A 1,673-nucleotide genomic window follows, 5' to 3' on the forward strand; every position below is an offset into this window, starting at 1 on the left:
CACCCGCATCATCGAGGAGGAGCTCAACGGCATCCCGGGGCTGATGTACTTCGAGTCGACCAGCGACACATCGGGCATGGCGTCGATCATGGCCTCGTTCGCGCCGGGCTCGGATCCGTCGAAGGCGACGGTCGCGGTGCAGAACCGGATCAAGCGCGTCGAGGCGCGGCTGCCCCGGGCGGTGACCCAGCAGGGCGTCGTCGTCGAGGAGGCGAGCACCAGCTTCCTCCAGTTCGTCACCGTGTCGTCGAAGGACGGCTCGCTGGGCGAGGTCGATCTCGGCGACCTCGCCGCCCGCCGCCTGCTGGGCAAGCTGCGGCGGGTGCCGGGCGTGGGCCGCGCCACCCTGTTCTCCTCCGAGAAGGCGCTGCGCATCTGGATCGACCCGGTCAAGCTCGTGGGGTTCGGGATGACGCCGGGCGACGTCACGGCCGCGGTGGGCGCGCAGAACGCCCAGGTCACCTCGGGCATCGTCGGCGCCCAGCCGGCCACGCCGGACCAGCGCATCGCCGGCAACGTCTTGGTGAGGGGCCAGTTCGCCACGGTCGCCGAGTTCGGTGAGACCGTGCTGCGCGCCAACCCGGACGGCTCGCTGGTGCGGCTGCGCGATGTCGCCGAGGTCGAGCTCGGCGCCCAGTCCTACGCGATGCAGACGCGGCTCGACGGGCGCCCCGCCGCCGGCATCGGCATCCAGCTCGCGCCGGGCGCCAATGCGCTCTCGGCCGCGCAAGGTGTGCGGACCAAGATCACCCAGCTCCAGCGCACGCTGCCGGCCAACGTCAGCGTGACGGTGCCTTACGACACCACGCCCTTCGTCGAGGTCTCGATCAGTAAGGTGCTGATGACCCTCGCCGAGGCGATGGCCCTGGTCTTCGCGGTGATGTTCCTGTTCCTGCAGAACGTCCGCTACACCCTGATCCCGACCATCGTCGTGCCGGTCGCGCTGCTCGGCACCTGCGGCGCGCTGCTCGTCGCCGGCTTCTCGATCAACGTGCTCACCATGTTCGGCATGGTGCTGGCCATCGGCATTCTCGTCGACGACGCCATCGTCGTGGTGGAGAACGTCGAGCGCATCATGGCCGAGGAGGGACTGCCGCCGCGGGAGGCGACCCGCAAGGCGATGGGCCAGATCACCGGGGCCATCGTCGGCATCACCTCGGTGCTGGTGGCGGTGTTCGTGCCGCTCGCCTTCTTCCCCGGCTCGGTCGGCGTCATCTACCGGCAATTCGCGGCCAGCATGGCGACCTCCATCGCCTTCTCGGCCTTCCTGGCGCTGTCGCTGACGCCGGCGCTGTGCGCGACCCTCCTGAAGCCCGTCGCGGCCGGCCACGGCCACGACAAGGGCGGCTTCTTCGGCTGGTTCAACCACCGCTTCCGGGCCGGCACGCTGGCCTATCGGTCCGGTGTCGCGGGCCTGCTGCGCCGGCCGGTGCGGGCGCTCCTCGTCTATGCGGTCATCGTCGCCGCTCTCGGCTGGGGCTACCTGCGCCTGCCGACGAGCTTCCTGCCGGTCGAGGACCAGGGCTACGTCATCGTCGACGCGCAAACACCTCCGGAATCGGCCACCGGGCGCACGCTCGACGTGGCGAAGCGCATTGAGGAGCACTTCGCCCGCGAGCCCGGCATCGACAGCCAGACCCTGCTGCTCGGCTTCGGCTTCTCCGGCCAGGGCC

Annotated in this window: 1 protein-coding gene; it reads left to right on the top strand. The window is 70.4% G+C overall.

Features of this window, described 5'->3' with window-relative positions:
• Positions 1-1,673 (top strand): efflux RND transporter permease subunit (locus tag AX737_RS00630; RefSeq protein WP_156453441.1); only part of this gene is annotated, 1,673 nt, incomplete at both ends.

The sequence above is a fragment of the Methylobacterium sp. CCH5-D2 genome (assembly GCF_001556475.1).
GTDB classification, from domain to species: domain Bacteria; phylum Pseudomonadota; class Alphaproteobacteria; order Rhizobiales; family Beijerinckiaceae; genus Methylobacterium; species Methylobacterium hispanicum.